Source organism: Kribbella sp. NPDC005582 (genome assembly GCF_040605415.1).
Taxonomy (GTDB): domain Bacteria; phylum Actinomycetota; class Actinomycetes; order Propionibacteriales; family Kribbellaceae; genus Kribbella.
In genome coordinates this window covers 1,039,595-1,060,059 of the sequence record NZ_JBEXCU010000003.1, presented here as the reverse complement: position 1 = coordinate 1,060,059, position 20,465 = coordinate 1,039,595, and the positions used below count along the sequence as shown (strand labels likewise).

Genomic DNA, 20,465 nt, shown 5'->3' with positions numbered 1-20,465 from the left:
AGCTCCGCAGTAGTCAGCTGACAAGGTGCTGGAGGTCCTTCGGGGCCCCCAGCACTGCTGCTTTCCCGGCCCGCCACTCGACGGTGAGCGGCGCACCGGCCACGCGGAGACCTGACAGTCTCAGCTCGGACCATGGCAGTGACGACGCTGGATTCACCGTCAGCGCACCACCCGGTACGTCCGGTTCGATGCCGAGGGCGGCCACCAGGACGGCGACCGCCGAGGCTGCTGCCCAGGCTTGGGGGCGGCACGAACCCGGGTACGGCGTGGGCCGCGTCTCGGCGGTCAGCCCGCGGCCGCCGTACAGCTCGGGCAGGCGGTAGCCGAACGATTCGGCGGCGCGGACGAGACCAGCGACGTACGACGACGCGACCTCGTCGTAGCCGGTGGCGTAGAGACCCTGGACGGTCATCGCGGTGTCGTGCGGCCAGACGCTGCCGGTGTGATAGCCGATCGGGTTGAAGCGGGACATCGCCGTGGACAGGGTGCGCAGGCCGAAGCCACTGTCGAGATCGTCGTCGCCGAGCAGGTCCGCCACGCGTTGTTCCTCATCGGCGTCCAGGAGACCGGTTCCCAGCAGGTGACCCATGTTCGAGGCGCGGCCGATCACAGCGTTCTTGGCACCGTCGAGAGCGATCGCCGGATAGCCGTCGACCCAGAACGCGCTGCGGAAGCGCTCCTGGAGTGCTGCGGCCCAGGCGCGCCACTCGTCGCCCGATTCGCCGAAGGCTTCCAGGATTTCGGCGCCGCGGATGGCAGCGGCGTACGCGTAGCCCTGGACCTCGCAGAGGGCGATCGGGGCGGTGGCGATCTCGCCGTTCGGCCATTGCACCGAGTCGTCGGAATCCTTCCAGCCTTGGTTCGCCAGGCCGTGGCCGGACTCGTCGACGTACTCGAGGAAGCCGTCACCGTCCGGGTCGGCGTAGTCGCGCATCCATTCCAGTGCCCGGCGCAGGTTCGGTAGCAGTGCACTGACCTGGTCACTCGGCATGCCCCAGCGCCAGGCCTTGTGCAGGGTGGTGATCCAGAGCTGGGTTGCGTCGTGCGTGCCGTAGTAGACCGGCGGCAGGACGAATCCGGTGCCGTGTTCGGCTGTCTCGGCTCTGAGCTCGTGCGGGATCTTGCCGGGCTGCTCGGCGGTCTCGACGTCGACCTTGGTGCCTTGCCAGTTCGCGAGGGCGCGCAAGGTGCCGGCCGCCAGCTCCGGGTCGACCGGGATCAGCATCCCCGCGGAGATCAACGAGTCCCGGCCGAACAACGTGAGGTACCACGGCGGTCCCGCACCGAGGTAGCGGTCGTCGCCGATCGCGAGTTGCAGCGCCCGGACATCGTCGAGCGAGCGGTCGAACCAGCGCTCGACCCGGTGATCACTACAGTGCACACTCGCGGTGTACAGAATAGTGTTCACCGGTGGGTCGATGTCGAAGCCGCTGACCGAGCGGGGACCGGAAGCGATCACTGTAATGATCATCGTGAACTCCTCCCCCGGCGCCAGCTGCGGTGTCGCCGTCGGGCCGGGGTCGAGCTCCGCGGTGACCCGCGTGCCCTCATTCTCCCAGTACAGACGGCCCGAATCGCCGGACCTCGCCTCGAGCGTTGGCAGTGTCGCGGCGCTGCTGTTGCGGACCTGGACGATGCTCGCGAGATCGGTGCCTAGGGCAACTTCCAGCTGACAGGTCACGGTCTCGCGGGAGTTGTTCACCAGCGTGAGGTGTTCGGTCATTCCGTCCCGGCTGACCACGCGGCGGCGGTAGAGCAGCACGGTCTCCTCGCGGTCGACCTTGGCGACGTACACGTGCGTGGAGGCGCTGGGCTCGTCCACCTGCAGCGGGATCGGCTCGACGCCGTCCACGGTGACCACGAATCTCGACAGCAGCCGTCTGTCGCGGGCGTAGACCCCCTCGGCTCCGGAGCCGGTGAGCTGGCCGGAGCGGGGTGAGAGGACCACCCAGGGGGCAGCCAGTGCGGTGACCAAATCGTGCAGCTGGGACATGTCTCCACCCTAAAGGCGTCCGACTTGCGGCAGAGTGTCCGTGTGGACACTGCTATGACAGTTCTGGTCGGAGTGGCGATCTTCGTCGGCATCATCGGCATCGTGGTCCCAGTGCTGCCCGGGGCGATCCTGAGCCTGGCGGCGATCCTGGTCTGGGCGCTGGTGGAACGCAGTGCCACCGGCTGGGTCGTGCTGGCCGCCGCGGTGGTCCTGATCGGGGCCAGCCAGGTCGTCAAGTACGTCGTCCCCGAGCGCCGGCTGCGGGAGTCCGGCGTACCGCGGCGCTCGATGCTCATCGGCGTCCTGCTCGGCATCGTGGGGTTCTTCCTGATCCCGGTGGTCGGCATGTTCGTCGGCTTCCCGCTCGGCGTCTACGTCTCCGAGCGGCAGCGCCTGAAGACGCACGCAGCTGCCTGGAACTCGACCAAGCACGCACTGAAGGCCACGGGGCTCTCGATGCTGATCGAGTTCGTCGGTACGTCGCTCGCCGCGGCGGTCTGGCTGATCGCGGTCCTGTTCCTCTGAACGCCCTGATTGCCAGGAATTTCTCAGGTTCACCGGAGGCTCGTCTCAGCCCGATCGGGGATGCTGAGTCGCATGGCAATGTTCAGCAACCTCTCAGAGAAGCGCTGGCGGATCGCGGGCACCATCGCCGCGGTCGCCGTCACCACCACGGCGGGCGGTGTCGCCTGGGCCGCTACCAGTGCCGACCCGACCCCGTCCCCCTCCGCTTCACCGTCCACCCCGGCCGAGCCCGGCAAGCCGGGTAAGGGCCTGGGACACGGTCCCGGCGGACCCGGCCAGTTCTTCGGTCAGGGCGGCGCCCTGCACGGCGAGTTCGTCGTGAAGAAGGACGGCGGCGGCTACCAGACCGTGGCCACCCAGCGCGGCGAGGTCACCGCGGTCAGCAAGGACTCCATCACGCTGAAGAGCGAGGACGGCTACAGCCGCACCTACACGCTGACCGCGGACACCCTGGTGAACGCCGCCCGGGAAGGAATCGGCGACGTGAAGACCGGGAACACGGTCGTCATCGCCGCCGTGGTCGCCGACGGCAAGGCCACCGCGACCATGCTGCGCGACGGCACCGTCCGGAAGGCCGCGGGCGACAAGTGGGGCTTCCACCGCGGTCCGCGCTGACGACTCGCAGGAACGACTCACAGGCGATTGCCAGGAACCTCCCAGGCCGAGCACGGGGAACAGCGGCAGACTGTGGACATGAGCCCGCATCTGCTGGTGGTCGACGACGAGCCGAACATCGTCGAACTGCTGTCCGCGAGCCTGCGCTTCGCGGGGTACGACGTCTCCACGGCCAGTCACGGCACCGAGGCACTCCGCAAGGCCCGGGAGGTCCAGCCCGACCTGGTCGTGCTGGACGTGATGATGCCCGGCCTGGACGGGTTCGAGGTGGTCCGGCGGTTGCGGGGTGAGGACAGGCACGTGCCAGTGCTGTTCCTCACCGCCCGCGACGCCGTCGAGGACAAGGTCCTCGGCCTGCAGACCGGCGGCGACGACTACGTCACCAAGCCGTTCAGCCTCGACGAACTGGTCGCCCGCGTCCGCGCCTTGCTGCGCCGCTCCGGTCACCGCGAGCAGACAGCGACCGAGACCGCCGTACTGCGGTATGCGGACCTGGAGCTCAACGAGGACAGCTACGAGGTGTTCAAGTCCGGTCAGGCGGTGCAGCTGTCGCTGACCGAGTTCAAGCTCCTGCGTTGCCTGCTGGAGAACGCGGAGCGAGTGATGTCGAAGGGCCAGATCCTCTCCGCGGTCTGGAACTACGACTTCGCCGGCGACGCGGGCGTGGTCGAGTCCTACATGTCCTACCTGCGCCGTAAGGTCGACACCGGCGACCAGAAGCTGCTGCACACCGTCCGCGGGGTCGGCTATGTCCTTCGCACCCCCCGAGGCCCCAGCTGATGAACCATCAGCGCTTCACCGACCGGTACCCGCTCCGCGTCACCATCGTCGTGGTGCTGCTGACCCTGGTCGCACTCGCGCTGGTGGGCTCGGGCGTGCTCGCGACCACGATCATGCGCGGCTACCTGGTCGACAAAGTGGACGCACAGCTCGCCCAGGTCGCGGCACCGGTGGCGGACGGCCGCGGCTTCGGTGGCGGGCCGATGCGAGGCCGGCCACTTCCCAGCCAGTTCTTCGTGCAGCTCAACGACGTTGACGGTGGGCCGCAACCGGGCGGGCCCTTCCGCGCTCCGCTCCGCGAAGCGGAGACGCTACCGAAGCTTCCCACGCTCGATCTCGATCAGGTCCGGGCCTTGAACGGCAAACCCTTCAATGTGCCCGCGACCTCCGGCGGCGACACCTGGCGGGTGCTCGCGGTACCTCTCAACGACGACACCGGCTCAGCCATGGTGGCGCAGAACCTGCATGACGTCTCGCGGACCGTGCAGCGGCTCGTCGGAGTGCAGTCCGCGGCGGGGGTCATCCTGCTCGTCCTGCTCGCCGGCGTCGGCACCTACGTCGTACGGCGAAGCCTCCGCGGACTCGAGGACGTCGAACATACCGCGGTCGCCATCGCCGGCGGTGATCTCAGCCGGCGCGTCCCCGACCGTGATCCGCGCACCGAGGTCGGGCGGTTGTCCTACGCGCTCAACCAGATGCTCGGTCAGATCGAGAACGCCTTCGCTCAACGCACCGCCTCGGAGTACGCCGCGAGGCAGTCCGAGGACCGCATGCGCCGCTTCGTGGCCGACGCTTCCCACGAGCTGCGCACTCCCCTGACTTCGATCCGCGGTTTCGCGGAGCTCAGCAGGCAACGCGGTGTGGCCGAGCCGGACGTCATGAAGCGGATCGAGGACGAGGCCAAGCGGATGGGTCTGCTCGTCGACGACCTGCTGCTGCTGGCTCGGCTCGACCAGCAACGGCCGCTCCGGATGGAGGCGGTCGACCTGCTGCCCGTCGCCGCCGACGCCTTGCACAACGCGCAGGCCGTTCAGCCCGAGCGCAACATCTCGCTGAAGATCCTGCCCGACTCCGAGGCACCGGTCGTTCAGGGCGACGAGGCCCGGCTCCGACAGGTGCTCGGCAACCTGATCAGCAACGCGCTCCACCACACTCCAGTGAACGCGCCGATCCTGGTATCGGTCGGGACGCGCGGGACAGACGCCGTACTCGAGGTCAGGGACTCCGGCCCCGGACTGATCCAGGAACAGAAGGCACGGGTCTTCGAACGCTTCTACCGAGCCGACACAGCCCGAACCCGTACGACGGGTGGCTCCGGCCTGGGACTGTCGATCGTGGCGGCGCTCGTCGCCGCGCACGGAGGCCGGGTCACCGTCACCGACACCGAACCGCACGGCGCAACGTTCACTGTGCTGCTTCCACTGCCGCGCCGGCCGCTGTGATCTCGGCCGCGATCTCCCGGGCGATCTCGATCGCTCGAACCGCCAAGGGGGACTGGGATTCCGTGTCCGGCCAGTGCAGGTAGATCCCGCGGGCCGGCGCCGGGCGAAGCGCGTGGATCGAGAGGCGGTCGTCCTTCGGAACCTCTGATCCGTACACGGCCAGCCACGGGAGCACCGCCCAGCCCAACCCGGCCCGCACCATCGAGAGGATCGTCGCGTTGCCCGGCGACCGGAAGGCGACCTCCGGACGCGCGCCGGCCTCACTCAGCGCCGGTTCCATCCACAGCTGGTCGCACGACTCGTGACAGCCCACCATCGGCCGGCCGTCGAGGACCTTCAGCGAGGCGGGCCCGTCCGGAAGCTCACCGGCCCGCGTGACCAGGAAATAGACATCGTTGATCAGCCTGAGCTGTACGACGTCGCCATCCAGCGGCCGGTCGTAGAACACGAGGTCGAGGTTGCCGAGCTGTGGATCGTCGGCCGGCATGTCCGCGAGCCGGATATCGCAGTCCGGCTGCTCGTCGCGCAGCCGCCGGATGAGCGTCGGCAGGATCACGTGCGAAACGCTCTGGAACGTCCCGATGTCAATCCGGCCGCCGCCGGCCTTGAACCGGCCGACCGCCTCGGACAACTCCCCCGCCTTCGCCAGCAACTCGCGGCCCTGCTCGAGAACCACAGCACCGAGCGGCGTGAGCCGCACCGGACGTGGCCCGCCCGGCCGCTCGAACACCGCGCCTCCGACCGACTTCTCCAACGCGGCGATCTGCTGGCTGACCGTCGACTGCGTGTAGCCGAGGCGCGCGGCCGCCCGGCCGAACGTGCCGTCCTCGACGATGGCGACCATCGTCCCCAGATGTCGTAGCTCGACGTCGACCATGACGATAAATATAGCCTAGAGCGATCATCTTCATCGGAAACAATCGCTTTTCACGATGACGGAATCTCCCTACCGTCGAAGACATGACCACGACGCTGAGCGCGACCCCCAGGACAGCAAGGCGATCGCAGTTGGTCGGGGCGCTCACGGCGACCCACTTCGTCAGCCGGGCGGGCGGCGTCGCGCGATCGTTCCTGGTCCTCTACCTCACTCAGGAACGCGGTCTCTCAGCCACCACAGCGGGAGCGGTGCTCGCAGCAGTCGGTATCGGCGACATCGCGTCCCAGTTGCTCGGCGGTTGGTTGAGTGACCGGATCGGTCGCCGCCGGACGATGCTGATCGGCTTCCTGGGCACCGCCGTCGCGCTGATCACGCTGGGTGCGGCCACCACGCTGCCGGGAATCGCAGCGGCGGCCTTCGGTGTCGGCATGCTGGCGGAGCTGTTCCGCCCGGTCGGGTCGGCGGCGCTGGCAGACCTTCCGCCGGAGGATCGGATCCGCGCCTTCGGCCTGCTCTTCTGGGCCGCCAACGTCGGCTACACCATCTCGACGGTGGCCGCCGGCGTACTGGTCCGCCAAGGGTACGGCGTTCTGTTCTGGATCAATGCCGTCGCCGCAATCATCGCGGCGCTGATCGTGTGGCGCTGCCTCCCGGAGACTCGCCCGTCGACGGCAGCGACCACCCGCCGCGCGCTCCTGCCGGTCCTTCGACGCGACCGGGTGATGCTCGGGATGGTGGCGATTCACATCGTTTACTTCACCGTGTTCCTGCAGGTGTTCTCGACACTGCCGCTCGTGATGGCGGGAGACGGTCTCGGGCCGAGTGCCTACTCCATGGTGCTCGCGTTGAACGGGATCGCGATCGTCGTGGTGCAGCCGATCGCCGTCCGCCTGCTCGACGGCCGGGACACCGCCACGATCCTCGCCTTCTCGATGCTGCTGGCCGGCGTCGGCGGCGCCTTCTCCGCGGTCGTCCACGGCAGCGCCGCCTACGCCACGGCGATCGTCGTGTGGACGCTCGGCCAGATCGGCGTCTCGGTGCTGTTCGGCGCCACCTTCGCCGGTATCGCCCCGGCCGACCTTCGCGGCCGGTACATGGGCATCGCCTCCACCACGTGGAGCCTGGGGGCCGTCCTGGCCCCGCTGTTCGGTACCGCACTGCTCGACCACGCCGGACGCACGGTCCTCTGGGCGACGAGTTCGGTGCTCGGAATCGCACTGTTCATCGCAGTCCGCGTGATCGCCCCGTCGCTGCGCAACCGCACGAACCAACTAGCTGGAGGAATCTGATGTCGATCATCAAGGTCAACGAGGTCGAACTGTGTGTGCGGACGTCCGGCACCCCGGCCGATCCGGCGGTGCTGCTGATCCATGGGGCGGGACATTCGCTGCTCGCCTGGGACGAGGAGTTCATCAACCGCCTGGTCGCCGCCGGCCGGTTCGTGATCCGCTACGACAGCCGGGACGCCGGCCACTCGACCAGCTATCCGGTCGGAGCGCCGCCGTACGGGTTGACTGACCTGGCTGCGGACGCCGCCGGGCTGCTCGACGCGCTCGGCATCCCGACCGCACACATCGTCGGGATGTCACAGGGGCGGGAGTGGCTCAACTGCTGGCGCTCGATCACGCCGACCGCGTGGCTTCGTTGACCCTCGCGTCCGCGACTCCCGGTGGACCCGGGCACTGGAACACCGATCTGCCGCCGGTGACCGAGGAGATCCAGAAGCTGTTCGCGAACGAGCCCGCGCAGCCCGACTGGACCGACCGGGACGCGGTCGTCGACTATCTGGTCGAGGCCGAACGCCCGTACGCCGCTCAGTCGCGCCAGTTCGACCTCGACGGCATGCGGGCAGCCGCCGGGCGCATCGTCGATCGCACCACCGACATCGCCGCTCAACTGACCAACCCGTTCCTGATCAGCGCCGGGGAACCGTGGCGCGCCCGACTGGCCGATCTCCGCGTGCCGACGCTGGTGCTGCACGGCACCGAGGACCCGCTGTTCCCGCTCGGCCACGGCCGAGCGCTCGCGGCAGAGATCCCTGGTGCTGCGTTCCTTCCGCTGGAGCAGACCGGCCACGAGGTCTTCCCTCCGCACGTCTGGGACACCGTCGTACCGGCGATCGTGGAGCACACCGCGCCCTGATCGGTCAGAGGATGGGGAAGGCCCGGTTCGCGGTCTCGCCGTGTTCGAGCACCTGAGCGGCCGGGCCGAGGATCTTCGGGTCCGCTTGCCCGACCAGCTCGTGGTCCTTGTTCGTGTACTCGTACAGGCTCAGGACATGCCGCATGGCCTCGAGCCGGGCCCGCTTCTTGTCGTTGCTCTTGACAACGGTCCACGGGGCGACCGGAGTGTCGGTGTAGTGGAACATCGACTCCTTCGCCTCGGTGTAGGCGTCCCACTTGTCCAGCGAGGCGAGGTCGGTCGGCGACAACTTCCACTGCCGGACCGGGTCGATCTGGCGGATCGTGAATCGGGTCTGCTGCTCCGACTGTGAGACCGAGAACCACAGCTTCACCAGCAGGATCCCGGAGCGGACCAGCATCCGCTCGAAGTCCGGCGTCTGCCGCATGAACTCCTCGTACTCGTCCTGGGTGCAGAAGCCCATCACCCGCTCGACACAGGCGCGGTTGTACCAGGAGCGGTCGAACAGCACCATCTCTCCGGCCGACGGCAGGTGCTCGACGTACCGCTGGAAGTACCACTGCGTCTTCTCGCGCTCGCTCGGCTTCTCCAGCGCGACGATCCGCGCGCCGCGTGGGTTCAGGTGCTCCATGAACCGCTTGATCGTGCCGCCCTTGCCGGCCGCGTCCCGGCCCTCGAAGACGATGACGAGCTTCTGCTGCGACCGCTTCACCCAGTACTGCAGTTTCAGCAGCTCGATCTGGAGCAGCCGCTTGTCCCGGTCGTAGACCTCGCGCGGCAGCCGCTCGCCGTACGGGTAGCCCTCGCGCCAGGTGTCGACCGGCGTACCGTCGGCGCGGAGCAGGACCGGATCGTCGTCCTCCTCGTCCAGCACGCGGAAGCCGAGCTCTTGAACCAAGTCAGGGGTGTTCATGGCCTCAGGTTCGGGTGACCGGATGACTTCCAGGTGAACAGGTCAGCGATCGAGCACCGGCAGCGGCTCCGCCCGGCCGACGATGAACGCGTAGGTGAGGGCGCCGATCACCGCGACCACACCCGCGAGGAGGAACGCCGGGAGGTAGCTGCCGTCGTACAGGTCGAGCAGGAGGCCGAAGACGAACGGGCTGATGATGCCGGCGATGTTGGACGCGAAGTTCTGGATGCCGCCGATCGACGCGACGTGCCGGGAACTCGGCGCCACGTCGCCCGGCAGCGACCAGATTCCCGTCGCCGCGATCGCCAGGCTCGCGTACGAGATCGCCAGGAAGAGCAGCGCGACGTACACCGACTTGGCCGGGGCCGCGAACACGATCGCGGCCCCGCCGAGCAGGCCGCCCACCATCACCGTCTTGCGCACCCGGGTGACGTCGGCGCCGGCGCGGATCCGCCGGTCCGCGACGATACCGGCGATCCAGCCGCCCGCGATCGCGGTGATTCCGGGCAGCGTGCCCAGGGTGCCCAGCTCGGCCAGGTCGAGGTGCCGTGCGTCCTTCAGGTACGACGGGAACCAGGTGAGGAAGAAATAGATGACGAAGTTCAGGCAGAAGAAGCCGAGCATCATGCCGCGGACCGTCCGGTACCGGAACAGGTCCCGCCAGCGGATCTGCGCCGCGGCCTCGTCGTCGGTCTCCTCCAGGCGCGCGCCGTTGTTCGCGATGTACTCGCGCTCGAGGTCGTTGGCGCCCGAGTGCTGCCGCGGATCGCGGTAGTACCAGTACCAGACCGCGGCCCACAGAACGCCGATCACGCCGAGCACCACGAACGAGAAGTGCCAGCTCACCAACGCGATCAGCGCCGTCACGACCGGCAGCGACAGCACAGTCCCGACCCGCGATCCCGAGTCGATCACCGCGGTCGCGAACGCGCGCTCGTGCCGCGGGAACCAGCGTGACGCCGCCTTGGTCGCACTCGGGTACGCCGGGGCCTCCCCTGCGCCGAGTGCGAACCGGAACGCGAACAGCGACCAGAAGCCACGCGCCAGCGGCGTCAGCGCGGTGATCACGCTCCACCACAGCGCCGCGAACGTGAACGCTTTGCGCGATCCCACCCGATCGGCGAACCAGCCGGCGGCCAGCATCGCGCCGTCGTACGCCCAGAAGAACGCGCCGAGGATCAAGCCCTTCTCGGCGTTCGACAGGTTGAGGTGCAGGTCGTCCTCGATGAACGGCAGGGCGACGCTCAGGTTGGCCCGGTCCAGATAATTCAGCGAGAGTCCGACGAACGCGAGGCCTAGGATCAAGTAGCGTCGACGGGTCGCGCCGGGCGGCGCCTTGACGGTGGTGGCGGTCACTGCGTGCTCCGTTCTGAGTGCGGATCGTTGCACGTTATCGAACGCTCCGAGCTTGTGCGGACATATGTTTCATCCAGTGGAATGAGGACGTTCTGTGTTCGACGACGACGGTGAAGAGGTCCCACTGCTCGGTGGCGATGTGACCGTGGGACTGGTCCGGGTCGGCAGCACGGTACGGCGGCCTCCCGGCGAGCGGGCCGAGATGGTCCGCGGACTGTTGCGTCATCTGGAGGCGGTCGGCTTCACCGGCGCTCCGCGCCACTTGGGCCTGGACTCCGCCGGCCGCGAGGTGCTCACCTACATCCAGGGCGAGGTCGCGGGCCGGCCACGTCCGAGCTGGATCGCCGACGAGGACCGGATGATCTCGGTCGCCCAACTGGTCCGCGCCTACGACGACGCGGCCGAGGGCTTCGGCATCCCGGACAACCTCCCGGCGCCGATCGAGCCGCCGGGTCTGCCGGATCTGGCCGACCCGCCAGAGCTCGTCGGCCACCAGGACATCACCCCCGAGAACGTCGTCTTCCGCGACGGCCGCGCGCATGCCCTGATCGACTTCGATATGGCCCGGCCTGTCAGCCGCGTCCGCGAGGTGGTCAACCTAATGCTCTGGTGGGCACCCTTCGGCGCCGACGAGGACCTCGACCCGCTGTTGCGCGGCCTCGATCGGCCGCGCCGCAGCCGCCTCATCGCAGACGCCTACGGACTGTCCGAGGACGGCCGCCGCCGGCTGATGCCGCTCGCCGTCGGCCTCAACGAGCGCGCCTGGCACACGATGAAGTTCCGCGCCGAGACTCAGGGCGGCGGCTGGGCCCGGATGTGGGACGAGGGCGTCGGCAGCGTCATCAACCACCGTCAGCACTGGCTCGACGAGAACGCCGACGCGATCACGGCGGCACTCCTCGACTAACGACCGGCCCGCCGGAAGCCGAACCCGGCGATCAAAGCACCAGCCACCGCCAGTACGCCGATCGCCGCGAAGGCAGTGTGGAAGCCGTCGACGCCGGCACGGTTGACGAGCACGGTCGAGACTGTGGCGACGCCGGTGGCTCCGCCGATCTCGCGCATGGTCTCGACCAGTCCGGACGCAAGACCTGAGTCCTCGCCGGCGACGCCGGACAGCGCACCGATCTGCAGGGCCGGTCCGCACAGTCCGAAGCCCGCACCGACGAGCAGGAAGGCCGGCACCAGATCGATGACGTAGTCAGCGTCGGCTGGGAGTCTCGTCAACCAGAGCGTTCCGGCCGCGATGACGATCAGCCCGGCCAGCAACATTCCCCGTACGCCGACCCGCCCGACGAAGCGCGAGCTGACCGTGGCCACGACGACGACTGTGACCGTCGTGGTCAGCCAGGACAGCCCGGTCTTCGTCGGCGAGTAGCCCAGCTGCTGCTGCATCAGCAACGAGCCGATGAAGATGAACGCCAGCAGCGAGCAGTACGCGAGGAAGGCCGTCAGGTTCGCGATGACGAGCGTCCGGTTCTTCAGCGTCGACCCCGGCACGAGCGGCGCGACCGAGCGCCGTTCGATCCAGACGAAGGTCGCCAGCAGAACGGCGGCCGCCGCTGCAAGAGCCAGGCTGGAAACCGAGGTCCAGCGGTGCTGAGCGGCGTGATGCAAGGCGTACACGGCGAGCAGGAGACCTCCGGTCACCGTGGTGGCTCCGGCCAGATCAAGCTTGGCGCCCCGATCCGTCACCTGGTCACGGCGGAGGTAGATCACCGCGATCACCACACCGGCAACGCCCACTGGGACGTTGATGAAGAACGACCACCGCCATCCCGGACCGCCGGCCAGCAGGCCGCCCGCGACCACGCCGACCGATCCGGCCGCCGCGCCCACCGCTCCGAAGATGCCGAGCGCTCGATCCCGCTCCGCGCCCTCGGCGAAGGTCACCGCGAGCAGCGCCAATGCGGCGGGCGCGATCATCGCCGCACCGAAGCCCTGCAGCGCCCGGGCCGCGATCAGTACGTCGGCCCCGTTCGAGGCACCCGACAAGAACGACGCGACCGTGAACACCCCGAGCCCGAGGACGAACATCCGCCGCCGCCCGAAGTGATCGGCCATCCGGCCGCCGACCAGCAAGAACCCACCGAGCAACAGCCCGTAGACGACCACCACCCACTGCACGGTGCCGTTGCCGATCCCGAGGTCACGCTGGATCGAGGGCACTCCCACGTTCACGATGGCGGTGTCCAGCCCCACCATCGCCATCGCGGCCGAGGCCAGTGCGAGCACCAGCCGCCGGTGGCCCCGATCCGTCGCCGCAGAACCGCGGTCGGCTTCGACCTGCGTCATCGTCATCCCTTTCGTCGGTGAATGTGTCCCACCGACGAGCGAGGTCATCGCAGATCGACATCAGCGCTCAGAAAGTTTTCCGCCCGGTCGCAGCTCGGCGATCCGACCCGCCAGATAGCGCCGCTCGGCCTCGGTCGGCGCGAGCACCAGGGCCTCGTCGTACGCCGTTACAGCCTCGGCGACACGCCCGTCACGGCGCAGGAGATCCGCCCGCGTCGCGGGCAACAGGTAGTAGCCGGACAACTGTCCGGAGCGGTCGAGCTCGTCGACGATCGCCAGACCGGCCGAGACACCATCGGCCATCGCGACGGCGACGGCGCGGTTCAGCTCGATCACCGGCGACGGCGTGAGCTTGGCCAGGTCGGCGTACAGCGCAGCGATCTGCGACCAGTCGGTGTGCGCCGTGTCCGGCGCAACCGCGTGGCAGGCAGCGATCGCGGCCTGGAGCTGGTACGGCCCGGTGCGCCCGCCGGCGAGTGCCTCGTCCAGGATCTCGAGGCCCTCCTCGATCAGCGCGCGATCCCATTGCGAGCGGTCCTGGTGCTCGAGCGTGACGAGCACGCCATCGCTGATCCGCGTCTCCCGCCGAGCCTCGTGCAGCAACATCAGTGCCAGCAGGCCACGCGGCTCGGGCTCAGCCGGCAGAAGGTGGGTCAGGACCCGGCCGAGGTGGATCGCCTCGCCGGTCAGTGCCCGGTTCTCGTCGTGCTCGTCGAAGCCCTGGTTGAAGATCAGGTACAGCACCGCGAGGATCGCGGCCAGTCGCTCCGGCAGCAGCTCGGCGGGCGGAACGCGGTACGGGATGCCGGCTTCGGCGATCTTGCGCTTCGCGCGCACGATCCGCTGCGCCATCGTCGGCTCGGCGACCAGGAACGCCTTGGCGATCTCCGCGGTGCTCAGACCGGCGAGTGTCCGCAAGGTCAACGCCACCCGCGCCTCGAAGGGCAGGGCGGGATGGCAACAGGTGAAGATCAGCCGGAGCCGCTCATCGGGGATCTCTTCCGGGGCGGGCTCGCTGCTCAGCAGCGCCTTCTGACGCAGCGCGGCCTGCCCGACGGTGTCGCGCCGCAAGCGGTCCCGGGCGCGGTTCCGCGCTGTCGTCGTCAGCCACGCACCCGGACGCCTCGGGACACCGTCGCGGGGCCAGGTCCGGAGCGCCTCGGCGAACGCCTCCTGCGCGCTGTCCTCCGCGAGGTCCCAGTCCCCGAACAGACCGATCAGCGTGCCGACCACCTGGCCCCACTCGTCCCGGTACGCCGCCGCGACGGCCTCCTGGACGGTCATTCCCAGACCGGGCGGATCTCGATGCTGCCGGTCGCGGCCCACGGATGACCGGCCGCGATCGCGATCGCCTCGTCCAGATCCGCACACTCCACGATCACCAGTCCGCCGATGAAGTCCTTCGTCTCGGCGAACGGGCCGTCCGACACCAGCGTCTCGTCCTTGCGCACCCGCACGGTGGTCGCGTCCACGCTCGGGCGCAGGCGCGCGCCGTACAGACGCGCGCCGCGCCGTTCGAGATCGGCGAGCCAGGTGACATGCACGGGATCGGCCTCGATCTCCGAGTTGCTGCGGAGGTCGGACTCGTCGTCGCAGATCAGCAGGGCGTACTTCATCGGGTCAGTCTCGCACCGGCCAGTGTCAGCACGCGAACGGATTGTTGCCTGAGGCAAGCGCCGGCAGCACGGTCGAGGCGAGCCTTTGGTAGACGTGCTGCTGCAGCAGCGGACCGAAGCTGACCCGGGCGACACCCAGCGCGGCGAAGTCCGCCACCGTCCGCTCGCCGCGCCCGAAGCCGACGTTGACCGGGCCGTCGATCCGCTCGGTCAACGCGCGGATCACCTCCGGATTGCCGGTCGCGATCGGATAGACGCAGTCGGCGCCGGCCGCGAGGTACAACGTGCCGCGATCGACCGACGACTCGAGTTGCGCCGTCGCTGATCCGTCGCGGCGCAGGAACGAGTCGGTTCGTGCGTTGATCACCAGGTCGCTGCCCGCAGCCGCGCGGACGGCGGCCAGGAAGTCGGCCTGTTCGGCGGCCTCGATCATCGCTCCGGTGCGCGGATTGGAGTCCTCCAGATTCAGCCCGACCGCGCCGGTGTCGAGGAAGCGCTTCACGAGTTCGGCGGGCGGCAGGCCGTAGCCACGCTCGAAGTCGACGGTGACGGGGATGTCCACCGCGCGCGTGATGCGAGCGACAGCCGCCAGTATGTCGTCCACCGGCGCGAGCTCGCCATCGGCGTACCCGAGGATGGTTGCTGTGGCGAAACTACTGGTCGCGACAGCTGGGAAGCCTGCTTCTGCGACGATCCGCGCCGACGCGGCGTCCCAGGCGTTGGGGACGATCAACGGTGTGCCCGGCACGTGGAGTGACCGGAGAATCTCGGCTTTCATCGTGTCTCCAAGACTGGTTGTTTGAGGGGTACTTCGGCTTTGCGGGCCGTGATCGCGAAGCCGGCCAGTGCGCCCAGCACCGACAGCACCGCCGCGCCCGCCACGGCCCGGGTGAATCCGGCACCGGTGTAACCACCGGCCGCCACGAACACTGACCCCAGTACGGCGACCCCTGCCGCGCCGCCCAGTTGGCGGTTCATGCTGTAGATGCCGGAGGCGATCCCGACGGCTTCCCGTGGCAGTGCACTCATCGCGGCGGTCTGCGCGGCCGGCATCGCCAGCGAGATTCCGCAGCCGGCCACGATCAGCGGGGCGACCAGTTCGCCGTACTGGGTGGAGCCGGTGGTCGCGTGGCTCAACCACCACAGGCCGACGGCCTGCAGGCTGAGGCCGATCACCACGAGCGGCCGTTCGCCGAGCTTGTCGACCAGGCGACCGGCGAGCGGACCGACGATGAACAGAGTCGCTGTCCACGGCAACAACTGCAGGCCGGCGCGGAGTGGATCCGAGCCGAGGACGGCCTGCATGTACTGGGAGAGGAAGAAGACCGCACTGAACAGGGCCGCCGTCAGCAGGAAGCCGGCCGCGTTGGCCGCGGCGAAGATCCGGTTCCGGAAGAACTCCACCGGCACCATCGGCTGCGCCGTCCGGGATTCCCAGAGGAGGAAGCCGACGAGGAACAGCACACCGACCGCGAACGAGGTCACCACCTCCACGCTCGACCAGCCGATGCTCTCCCCGCGGCTCACACCCCACACCAGCCCCAAGACCGCAACGGTCACCAGAGCGGCACCGCCGAGGTCGAGGCGGCGAGCCACTCCCGCGCTCTCCGGGATCTTGCGCAACACCAGCGGTACGGCGATCAGCCCGACCGGAAGGTTGATCCAGAAAATCCACTGCCACGCCAGGCCCTCGGTCACCGCGCCGCCGATCACCGGCCCGCCCAGTACGGCGAGACCGGTCACGCCGCTGAAGACTCCGACCGCCCACCCTCGTCGCTCCGGCGGGAACGCGGCGGTCAGCAGTCCGATCGCCAGCGGCATCACCATCGCCGCCCCAACGCCTTGCACGATCCGGGCCGCGATCAACCACTCCACGGAGCTCGCCAGCGCGCACGCTGCCGACGCGACCGTGAACAGGGTCAGGCCGGTCGCATAGGTGCGGCGGCGACCCCAGCGGTCACCGATCGCGGCCGCCGTCATCAGGAGGACCGCAAAGCTCACGCTGTAGGCATTCACGGTCCATTCGAGTTGCTGGACGGACGCACCGAGGTCGCCCCGGATCGTGGTCAGCGCAGCCGCGACCACCAACACGTCCAGCGACACCATCACCGACCCGATCGAGGTCAGTCCCAGCACCCATCGCTGCTCGTTCGTCGTACGCACAGAACCTCCATCGCTTCGCTGTCACCGATACAGACCTCGGGACCGGGCGAATCGCATCGCTGCGACGGAGGTCAGCTCAGTACGGCGGGGAATCCGGCCGCGAGCACGTGGTCGGCGCCATGGAAGTTGGTCGACTTGGCCACCCGATCACCGACGACCGTGAGGACGACCAGGTGACTCGCGACGAACGCTCCGAACTCGTCGCGCCGGTACGCAGCGGCCGCCGGTTGCCCGTTAGCTCGGGTCGCGAGCAGCCGCAACTCCCCCGGCCGCCGGAGCGACCGCCTTTCGATGAACGGCAGACAGACCGCGATGCCCTTGAACCAGGTCGTGTGCGGCGTCGCCTCGATCGCGAAGTCGTCGCGCAACAACTTCTCGATCGCACCGATGTCCGACGCTTCGAAGGCCTGGATCCACCGATCGAGAAGGTCGCGCTCGACCTCTTCCGGCACCGGCGGCCCCGACAACTCCGGGTCCACCTCGGCGAGCCGGCTCCGCGCCCGCTGCAGCAGACTCTTCACCGCGGGCACGCTGATCTCCAGCGCCTCGGCGATCTCCTGGGCCTTCCACGCCAGGACGTCGTACAGGAGCAAGACCGCCCGCTGCCGCGGCGGCAGGTACTGCAACGCCACCACGAACGCCAGCCGTACCGACTCGCGTTCGAGAACAACATGCACCGGATCACTCACCCCGGCCCGAGCCAACGCCGCCTCCGGCAACGGCTCGAGCCACGACACCGAGAGCCGATCCCCCACCGGCGCCTCCGGGTCATCCGCGGGCGCACCGAGTCCGGACGGAATCACCCGCCGGCTGCGATGCTTCAACGCGGTCAGACAAGCATTGGTCGCGATCCGATAGAGCCACGTCTGCACCGACGACCGCCCCTCGAAGGCAGCCAGCCCCTTCCGCGCCCGCAGATAGACCTCCTGAACGACATCCTCCGCGTCGTGATACGACCCGATCATCCGATAGCAGTGGGCGACCAGTCCCCCACGCAACGCATCGAACTCCCCGTCGAACGCAAACTCGTCGTTCACAGACCCTCCTCGTACCACCGGTACCACAGAGACTCCGCAAACTCGCCAAAGGAATCGGTCCACCCAAAGGCGGTTTGTTATTGAACAGTGGTCAAGTCCTGCACAGCGTTCAGGTCATCCAGTAGGCTGCCGCTATGGCGACCGAGGAGTACACGTCCGTCTGGACCCGGCCCAAGCGCAACCGGCGCCGCGAGCAGCCGGCGCTCAGTCAGGAGCAGATCGTCGCCGCGGCGATCAAACTCCTCGACGCCGACGGCCTGGAGGCACTGACCATGCGCAAGCTCGGCGCCGAGCTTGGCGCCGTGGCGACGGCGGTCTACTGGCACGTCGCCAACAAGGAGGAGCTCATCGAGCTCGTCATCGATCACGTGTACGCCGAGATCGACGTACCGGAGATCTCCGGACCCGGCGAATGGCGCGCCGCCGCGGCACGGTGCGCGCAGGGCTTCCGCGCCATGATCCTCCGGCACCCGTGGATGGGTGCGACGCTCGCGGACGTCGGCCTGACGCTGATCGGCCCCAACATGATGCGGATGTCCGACCGCATGCTCGCGATCTACGAGACAGCCGGCTTCAGCCTTCGCGAGGCCAACCACGCCTCCACCGCGGTGATCAGCTACGTGGTGGGCCTCGCCTCCACCGAGGCCGCCACGATGAGCAAGATCCAGCGCAGCGGCCTGTCCGCGGCGGACTGGATGGAGAAGGTCTGGCCGGCCGCCCAGGCAGCCGCCGAGCCGCACCCACGGATCCGCGCCCTGTATGACGAGTACACCGCACTGGGCGCCGCGGACACCGCTGACGAGGTCTTCGACTACGGCCTCGCCTGCGTCCTGGACGGCCTCGAGGCACGCCTGCACCAGGCGTGAGCCGTCCGCTGATTAGCCTGGCCCCATGGCCATGGACACGCCTCGCCGCGGCGACCGAGCGTCGGAGACCCCCGGTCGCGAGCGCTCAGCGCCGACCCCGGCGCCGTCGTACTGGCGAGAGCCGACGCCCGCCGAGCGGCGCGTCCAGAACGAACTCCGCGGGCACCAGCCCCACGAGGTAGCGCGAATGATGGTTGCGAATCCGGGGCTCGGGTACCCCGAGGTCGCCGAGCGCATGAGCGACCTCCAACGCGACGCCCGCTGGTATCCGGAGCGAGTCGGTGTCGCCGCGCTTCAAGCGGCCGACCCCTACCAGCTCGACTTCCGCCTGAACGACCGCGCTCGGGCTCTGGCTGAGCACGATGAGCGGACGCCCGATCAGCGCACAGCCGCACTGGCGCAGCACACGGCCGAGATCCGGGCAGCGATCAACTACGCCGGCGACGGCCCACCCGAGCTGACCGCCGCGCTCGAGACGCAGATCGGGTTCGAGGCCCGCTTCCGGGACCTGCGCGACATCGAGCAACGCGTCGAAGCCGAGCAGGCACCCGCGCGCGAACTCGCGCGGGCCGAACATGCGGCGTACGCCGAGAAGCCGTCTCGCGATGCCGGTATCGAATCCAAGGCGGCCCACGCGGCATGGGCCGCCGAACAAGCGCCGCGCTCGGCGAAGGCCGACACCGAGGAGGCGCTGCGAGTGGCAACGCCCCCGCCGGCCACGCGCACCGCCGCCGCACAGCCCGCCGCTCAGGAAGACCCGAACGTCCGCCGGCTGCGCGAACAGCGGATGGCGAGCTGGACGCAGTTCGCTCGCGACCACGGCTCCCAAGGCTGAACTGTGGCCCTAGGCAACTAACGCTGCAGGACTGCTCGTTCGACGACGGTCCACGTCGTGGTGGTCAGGACGTAGAGGCCGGCGGCCAACGGGACGAAGGCGACCGTGAGCAGGGTGCCGAAGGGTAGGAGCATGGCCAGCCTGCGGGACAGGGGCGTGGCTGACTCGTCCAGTTGGCGCAACGCGAGGCGGGCGGAGAAGTAGGCGACGACGGCAAGCAGTACGGCGAGGATCAGGAAGCCCGGGGTCGCGGCGAAGACCGGCCAGTGCAGGCCGAGGGGGGCGCCGAGCAGCGTGCCGCTGATGAGTTGGTTGGTCTCGCCGCCGACGAGAGCCCGCGAGAACAGCGTGTACATCAGCCAGAAGAACGGCAGCTGCGCGAACGTCGGCAGCAGGCCGGCGAAGAGCGACGTACCGTGCTCGGCTTGCAGCTTGGCCAGCTCACGCTGCAGGCGCTCGGGGTTGTCGCGATGGCGCTCGGTCAGCTTCTTCAGGTGCGGCGTCAAGGCTGCCCGGGCGCGGAGACCGCGCTGCGCGCGGACGCTCAGCGGAAGCAGGCAGAGCCGGACCAGCAGCGTGCAGGCGACGATCGCGATGACGGCGGCCCAGGGGCCGGTCAGCGGCTGCAGGGCGGTGACGAGGGACGAGAGCAGGTGATAGGCACCGGAAACCGGTGCCTCCAGGAAGGAAGGCACAGCAAACTCCAGGAGGGTGCGAAGGAACGGATGGCCCGAGGGCACGCCGGAGCGTGCGGGCTACCGTCCTGGAGCTCGGGGCCTGGGTCTGCCGGCAGCGTCCGGATCGCGGAGCCGGAGGAACGCAGTGCGCTCGGCGCGGTCGCGGACCGAGGCCGCGCGGGCGAGCAACGGTGCCGGGGTCGGCGCCGACCGGCGGGCGACCAGCAGCACCGCCAACAGCAAAGCCGCCGCCGTGAACACGGCGGCGGCCAGAGATGCCGTATCGAGGACAGGGATCACCAGCGCAAGCGCGCCGGCGATCAGCTGTCCCAT

General features: G+C 69.0%; 20 protein-coding genes and 1 pseudogene. 9 read left to right on the top strand and 12 right to left on the bottom strand.

What is annotated here, in order from left to right:
• Positions 1–13: 13 nt before the first annotated feature.
• A complete protein-coding gene (locus ABZS29_RS22610; protein WP_355464247.1) occupies positions 14–1,993 on the bottom strand; it encodes a glycogen debranching N-terminal domain-containing protein in 1,980 nt (659 codons plus the stop codon).
• 54 nt (positions 1,994–2,047) lie between these two features.
• On the opposite strand from ABZS29_RS22610, the gene ABZS29_RS22605 reads away from it, so the two are divergent.
• The 4 genes from ABZS29_RS22605 (at position 2,048) to ABZS29_RS22590 (ending at position 5,355) form a co-directional block, all read left to right on the top strand.
• Complete coding sequence (locus ABZS29_RS22605) at positions 2,048–2,518, top strand: DUF456 domain-containing protein (protein WP_355464246.1); 471 nt, start codon at positions 2,048–2,050, stop codon at positions 2,516–2,518.
• A gap of 72 nt (positions 2,519–2,590) precedes the next feature.
• Positions 2,591–3,133 (top strand): hypothetical protein, encoded by a 543-nt coding sequence (locus ABZS29_RS22600; RefSeq protein WP_355464245.1) that lies wholly within the window; start codon positions 2,591–2,593, stop codon positions 3,131–3,133.
• 78 nt (positions 3,134–3,211) lie between these two features.
• Entirely contained in the window at positions 3,212–3,913 is a 702-nt protein-coding gene (locus ABZS29_RS22595) for a response regulator transcription factor (RefSeq protein WP_355464244.1), read from the top strand.
• Positions 3,913–5,355, top strand: coding sequence for a HAMP domain-containing sensor histidine kinase (locus ABZS29_RS22590; protein ID WP_355464243.1), 1,443 nt, complete (start codon positions 3,913–3,915; stop codon positions 5,353–5,355). Before ABZS29_RS22595 ends, ABZS29_RS22590 begins: the two co-directional genes overlap by 1 nt.
• Here the strand turns inward: ABZS29_RS22590 and ABZS29_RS22585 are convergent.
• The gene (locus ABZS29_RS22585) at positions 5,318–6,232 is read right to left on the bottom strand and encodes a LysR family transcriptional regulator (protein ID WP_355464242.1); all 915 of its coding nucleotides are present in this window, start codon (positions 6,230–6,232) and stop codon (positions 5,318–5,320) included. The genes ABZS29_RS22590 and ABZS29_RS22585 overlap by 38 nt on opposite strands.
• A gap of 83 nt (positions 6,233–6,315) precedes the next feature.
• On the opposite strand from ABZS29_RS22585, the gene ABZS29_RS22580 reads away from it, so the two are divergent.
• Together ABZS29_RS22580 and ABZS29_RS22575 are read left to right on the top strand one after the other, a co-directional pair.
• The gene (locus tag ABZS29_RS22580; protein WP_355464241.1) at positions 6,316–7,521 is read left to right on the top strand and encodes an MFS transporter; all 1,206 of its coding nucleotides are present in this window, start codon (positions 6,316–6,318) and stop codon (positions 7,519–7,521) included.
• Positions 7,521–8,374 (top strand): annotated as a pseudogene (locus tag ABZS29_RS22575) (alpha/beta hydrolase). Before ABZS29_RS22580 ends, ABZS29_RS22575 begins: the two are co-directional and overlap by 1 nt.
• 4 nt (positions 8,375–8,378) lie before the next feature.
• Here ABZS29_RS22575 and ppk2 read toward each other — a convergent pair.
• Together ppk2 and ABZS29_RS22565 are read right to left on the bottom strand one after the other, a co-directional pair.
• Positions 8,379–9,287 carry a polyphosphate kinase 2 gene (ppk2, locus tag ABZS29_RS22570; protein ID WP_355464240.1) on the bottom strand — a complete coding sequence of 303 codons (909 nt, stop codon included), beginning with the start codon at positions 9,285–9,287 and terminating at the stop codon, positions 8,379–8,381.
• Positions 9,288–9,329: 42 nt separating this feature from the next.
• Positions 9,330–10,643, bottom strand: a complete 1,314-nt coding sequence (locus tag ABZS29_RS22565; protein WP_355464239.1) for an MFS transporter — start codon at positions 10,641–10,643, stop codon at positions 9,330–9,332.
• Positions 10,644–10,737: 94 nt separating this feature from the next.
• On the opposite strand from ABZS29_RS22565, the gene ABZS29_RS22560 reads away from it, so the two are divergent.
• The gene (locus ABZS29_RS22560) at positions 10,738–11,550 is read left to right on the top strand and encodes a phosphotransferase (RefSeq protein WP_355464238.1); all 813 of its coding nucleotides are present in this window, start codon (positions 10,738–10,740) and stop codon (positions 11,548–11,550) included.
• Here the strand turns inward: ABZS29_RS22560 and ABZS29_RS22555 are convergent.
• The 6 genes from ABZS29_RS22555 to ABZS29_RS22530 form a co-directional block, all read right to left on the bottom strand.
• Positions 11,547–12,938, bottom strand: coding sequence for an MFS transporter (locus ABZS29_RS22555; protein ID WP_355464237.1), 1,392 nt, complete (start codon positions 12,936–12,938; stop codon positions 11,547–11,549). The genes ABZS29_RS22560 and ABZS29_RS22555 overlap by 4 nt on opposite strands.
• Positions 12,939–12,998: 60 nt before the next feature.
• Entirely contained in the window at positions 12,999–14,222 is a 1,224-nt protein-coding gene (locus tag ABZS29_RS22550) for an RNA polymerase sigma factor (RefSeq protein ID WP_355464236.1), read from the bottom strand.
• Positions 14,219–14,554, bottom strand: coding sequence for a YciI family protein (locus ABZS29_RS22545; protein WP_355464235.1), 336 nt, complete (start codon positions 14,552–14,554; stop codon positions 14,219–14,221). The genes ABZS29_RS22550 and ABZS29_RS22545 overlap by 4 nt, the downstream gene beginning before the upstream one ends.
• A gap of 25 nt (positions 14,555–14,579) precedes the next feature.
• Positions 14,580–15,332: an isocitrate lyase/phosphoenolpyruvate mutase family protein gene (locus ABZS29_RS22540; protein WP_355464234.1), complete on the bottom strand. Its 753-nt coding sequence runs from the start codon at positions 15,330–15,332 to the stop codon at positions 14,580–14,582.
• Positions 15,329–16,717 (bottom strand): DHA2 family efflux MFS transporter permease subunit, encoded by a 1,389-nt coding sequence (locus tag ABZS29_RS22535; protein WP_355464233.1) that lies wholly within the window; start codon positions 16,715–16,717, stop codon positions 15,329–15,331. The genes ABZS29_RS22540 and ABZS29_RS22535 overlap by 4 nt, the downstream gene beginning before the upstream one ends.
• A gap of 71 nt (positions 16,718–16,788) precedes the next feature.
• Entirely contained in the window at positions 16,789–17,754 is a 966-nt protein-coding gene (locus ABZS29_RS22530) for an RNA polymerase subunit sigma-70 (protein ID WP_355464232.1), read from the bottom strand.
• A gap of 134 nt (positions 17,755–17,888) precedes the next feature.
• On the opposite strand from ABZS29_RS22530, the gene ABZS29_RS22525 reads away from it, so the two are divergent.
• Complete coding sequence (locus tag ABZS29_RS22525) at positions 17,889–18,620, top strand: TetR/AcrR family transcriptional regulator (protein WP_355464231.1); 732 nt, start codon at positions 17,889–17,891, stop codon at positions 18,618–18,620.
• Between the two features lie 25 nt (positions 18,621–18,645).
• Complete coding sequence (locus tag ABZS29_RS22520; protein WP_355464230.1) at positions 18,646–19,455, top strand: hypothetical protein; 810 nt, start codon at positions 18,646–18,648, stop codon at positions 19,453–19,455.
• A gap of 17 nt (positions 19,456–19,472) precedes the next feature.
• Here the strand turns inward: ABZS29_RS22520 and yidC are convergent, their stop codons facing one another.
• Both yidC and ABZS29_RS22510 read right to left on the bottom strand, forming a co-directional pair.
• A complete protein-coding gene (gene yidC / locus ABZS29_RS22515; RefSeq protein ID WP_355464229.1) occupies positions 19,473–20,150 on the bottom strand; it encodes a membrane protein insertase YidC in 678 nt (225 codons plus the stop codon).
• 60 nt (positions 20,151–20,210) lie between these two features.
• Entirely contained in the window at positions 20,211–20,465 is a 255-nt protein-coding gene (locus ABZS29_RS22510) for a DUF6412 domain-containing protein (protein WP_355464228.1), read from the bottom strand.

Bases quoted from the DNA above. Each gene is read 5' to 3' on its own strand.
- ABZS29_RS22610 (WP_355464247.1), bottom strand. From the start codon at position 1,993: ATGTCCCAGCTGCACGATTTGGTCACCGCACTGGCTGCCCCCTGGGTG.
- ABZS29_RS22605 (WP_355464246.1), top strand. From the start codon at position 2,048: ATGACAGTTCTGGTCGGAGTGGCGATCTTCGTCGGCATCATCGGCATC.
- ABZS29_RS22600 (WP_355464245.1), top strand. From the start codon at position 2,591: ATGGCAATGTTCAGCAACCTCTCAGAGAAGCGCTGGCGGATCGCGGGC.
- ABZS29_RS22595 (WP_355464244.1), top strand. From the start codon at position 3,212: ATGAGCCCGCATCTGCTGGTGGTCGACGACGAGCCGAACATCGTCGAA.
- ABZS29_RS22590 (WP_355464243.1), top strand. From the start codon at position 3,913: ATGAACCATCAGCGCTTCACCGACCGGTACCCGCTCCGCGTCACCATC.
- ABZS29_RS22585 (WP_355464242.1), bottom strand. From the start codon at position 6,232: ATGGTCGACGTCGAGCTACGACATCTGGGGACGATGGTCGCCATCGTC.
- ABZS29_RS22580 (WP_355464241.1), top strand. From the start codon at position 6,316: ATGACCACGACGCTGAGCGCGACCCCCAGGACAGCAAGGCGATCGCAG.
- ppk2 (WP_355464240.1), bottom strand. From the start codon at position 9,287: ATGAACACCCCTGACTTGGTTCAAGAGCTCGGCTTCCGCGTGCTGGAC.
- ABZS29_RS22555 (WP_355464237.1), bottom strand. From the start codon at position 12,938: ATGACGCAGGTCGAAGCCGACCGCGGTTCTGCGGCGACGGATCGGGGC.
- ABZS29_RS22550 (WP_355464236.1), bottom strand. From the start codon at position 14,222: ATGACCGTCCAGGAGGCCGTCGCGGCGGCGTACCGGGACGAGTGGGGC.
- ABZS29_RS22545 (WP_355464235.1), bottom strand. From the start codon at position 14,554: ATGAAGTACGCCCTGCTGATCTGCGACGACGAGTCCGACCTCCGCAGC.
- ABZS29_RS22540 (WP_355464234.1), bottom strand. From the start codon at position 15,332: ATGAAAGCCGAGATTCTCCGGTCACTCCACGTGCCGGGCACACCGTTG.
- ABZS29_RS22525 (WP_355464231.1), top strand. From the start codon at position 17,889: ATGGCGACCGAGGAGTACACGTCCGTCTGGACCCGGCCCAAGCGCAAC.
- ABZS29_RS22520 (WP_355464230.1), top strand. From the start codon at position 18,646: ATGGCCATGGACACGCCTCGCCGCGGCGACCGAGCGTCGGAGACCCCC.
- ABZS29_RS22510 (WP_355464228.1), bottom strand. From the start codon at position 20,465: ATGGGACAGCTGATCGCCGGCGCGCTTGCGCTGGTGATCCCTGTCCTC.